Source organism: Vibrio sp. 10N.286.46.A8 (assembly GCF_041470165.1).
In the GTDB taxonomy this organism is placed as follows: domain Bacteria; phylum Pseudomonadota; class Gammaproteobacteria; order Enterobacterales; family Vibrionaceae; genus Vibrio; species Vibrio tasmaniensis_A.
Genome location: NZ_JBFRLX010000239.1, coordinates 1 through 2,399, shown reverse-complemented (window position 1 = coordinate 2,399; position 2,399 = coordinate 1). Strand labels below are relative to the sequence as shown.

Annotated in this window: 3 protein-coding genes; 1 reads left to right on the top strand and 2 read right to left on the bottom strand. The window is 43.0% G+C overall.

Features of this window, described 5'->3' with window-relative positions; genetic code table 11:
* Together AB4232_RS20065 and zapG are read right to left on the bottom strand one after the other, a co-directional pair.
* The coding region (locus AB4232_RS20065) for a trypsin-like peptidase domain-containing protein (protein WP_372087848.1) at window positions 1–574 on the bottom strand (574 nt) is incomplete at its 3' end.
* A 126-nt stretch (window positions 575–700) separates the two neighbouring features.
* Complete coding sequence (zapG, locus tag AB4232_RS20060) at window positions 701–1,156, bottom strand: Z-ring associated protein ZapG (protein WP_009848969.1); 456 nt, start codon at window positions 1,154–1,156, stop codon at window positions 701–703.
* A gap of 219 nt (window positions 1,157–1,375) precedes the next feature.
* Between zapG and zapE the strand changes: the two genes are divergently transcribed.
* Window positions 1,376–2,399, top strand: a 1,024-nt coding sequence (zapE, locus tag AB4232_RS20055) for a cell division protein ZapE (RefSeq protein WP_372087847.1), incomplete at its 3' end; no start/stop codon positions are given.

Sequence of the window (2,399 nt, the reverse complement as noted above, 5' to 3'; positions counted from 1 at the left end):
GATTGAGACCGCTACGTCCTAACGCTGAAACGATACCGGATGTTACGGTTTGACCAAGCCCAAATGGGTTGCCGATAGCCACACTGAAATCGCCGACTCTCAATTTGTCGGAATCTGCGACTTTTATCTGGGTAAGGTTTTTGGCTGTTTCGAGTTTTAATAGCGCGATATCAGACATCTGGTCGCCGCCGATGAGCTCTGCATCGTACTCTCGACCATCATGCAGTTTTACTTTGATATCGTCGGCACCATTGATGACATGGTAATTGGTGACAATATGGCCTTTCTTGGCATCAATGATCACACCAGAGCCTAGCCCGCGGAATGGGCGTTCTCGTGTTTGTTCTGGACCAAAAAAGAATTGAAATTGTTCAGGGATTTGCTGACGTTGTACCTGTTTGCCTTCTACGGCAATACTAACCACAGCGGGGGTTACTTGTTCAAGCATAGGAGCAAGGCTTGGTAATTGTTCATTACCCACACTTAATGGAAGTGCGGCTGTAGCTTGAATGGGGGTGATGATTGAACTTAAGCTTAAAGTCAGTACTGATAAAGCAAGCAAAGGTTTTTTCATCATAAACTCCTCTCTAGTTAAGGTCTTAACCCTCTTATACGTTTAATAAGTATGAGAAGTTTCAAATGACCTGAGTGAAAGTTATGACTCAAAAACCTTTGTAAAGTTCACAGAAGTGTTAAATGTTTACGATGCTTTTGCTGTAACGACATCGGGAGCATCCATGATTTCTTTCTTCTGCTCGGTAAATAAACCGGTTGCGCCATTAGCGTAATCTTTCGGTTGTTCTTCAAGCGTCGACTCTTTAACTGAAGACTTATCTTGTGGCTTATCCGAATGAGCAGCGGCTGTTTTCACAAATGGGTTGTCTTGCTCTGGCAGGTTAGGGAGTAGCTCTGAGCTTGTTTTTTCCATGTGTTGGTAAAGCTTTGTATAGTCCTTACCTAAGGTGTCCAACATTTCTGCTGATTTCGCAAAGTGGTCAGCTAGCTCTTGTCGCTGCTGTTCCAGGGCAAACTTTGCGCTATCTAATTCTTTCTGTACGTTCTTTTGTTTTTTGTATTCAGGTGTCATGAGACGAGAAATAGCGACCCCTAAAATAACTCCGACTAGTAAACCGGCAACGGCATACATCCAAGGCATAACAGCTCCTTATTATTGTTTTTTAACATGTTTGTTACTGCTTAGTTACACGTGATACAGCTCCATGGTACTATGAGAAAGCCGCAGTATAAAGAGAAATGCGTGTGCGCTAGTTAGCAGTTTGATGCTGCATTATTCACCGCATAGCGACATGTCTCATACTGTTTGGGCTCATTTTTATTTGCTGTCTGATATCGCTTTCATTGTGGAAATGTCGTCATGAATCCCATTAAAAAATACGAACAAGATATAAAAGAACATGGATTTCAAAGAGATCCAGCACAAGAGCAAGCCGTTAAATCTTTAGATGAACTCTTTCATCAATTCCAAGATTACATGAATGCCCCTATTCCTCAACTGACTCGATTCCAAAAGTTAATGGGCAAAAAGCCAGAACTGCCACTGCCACCAAAAGGCCTCTATTTTTGGGGCGGCGTCGGGCGCGGTAAAACCTATTTAATGGATACGTTCTACGATGCCTTGCCGACCACAAAAAAAATGCGCGTTCACTTTCACCGTTTTATGTATCGAGTCCATGATGAGCTAAGGGCGCTAGGTAATGTTAGCGACCCGTTGCCTTTAGTCGCAGATAAGTTGAAAGAAGAAGCGGATATTATCTGTTTTGATGAATTCTTTGTTTCAGACATTACCGATGCCATGATCTTAGGAACTTTGTTCCAAGAGTTATTTGCTCGAAACGTTATCTTGGTTGCGACCTCTAATATTCCACCTGCGGATCTGTATCGCAACGGGTTACAGCGAGCGCGTTTCTTACCCGCTATTAAGCTCATTCAAGATAACTGTCATATTCTTAATGTTGATAGCGGAATTGATTATCGTCTGAGAACCTTAGAGCAGGCTGAGATCTACCATTACCCACTGGATAGCCAAGCGAACATTAACCTCGAAACATATTACGCGCAGCTTGTTGGTGAAGATAAAGAGAAGCTTAAGCAGATAGAGGTTAATCACCGTCAATTAGATGTGGTCGAAGCGAGTGATGGTGTGCTGCATGGTACTTTTGCTCAGCTTTGTCAGTCGGCTCGTAGCCAGAACGATTATATTGAGTTGTCTCGGGTATATCACACGGTTCTATTGGCTGATGTGTTGCAAATGGGCGCGACTTCCGATGACGCTGCTAGACGCTTTATTGCGTTAGTTGATGAGTTCTATGAGCGCAATGTGAAACTGATTATTTCAGCGGAAGTGGAACTAGAAAAACTATACACCCATGGTCAACTAG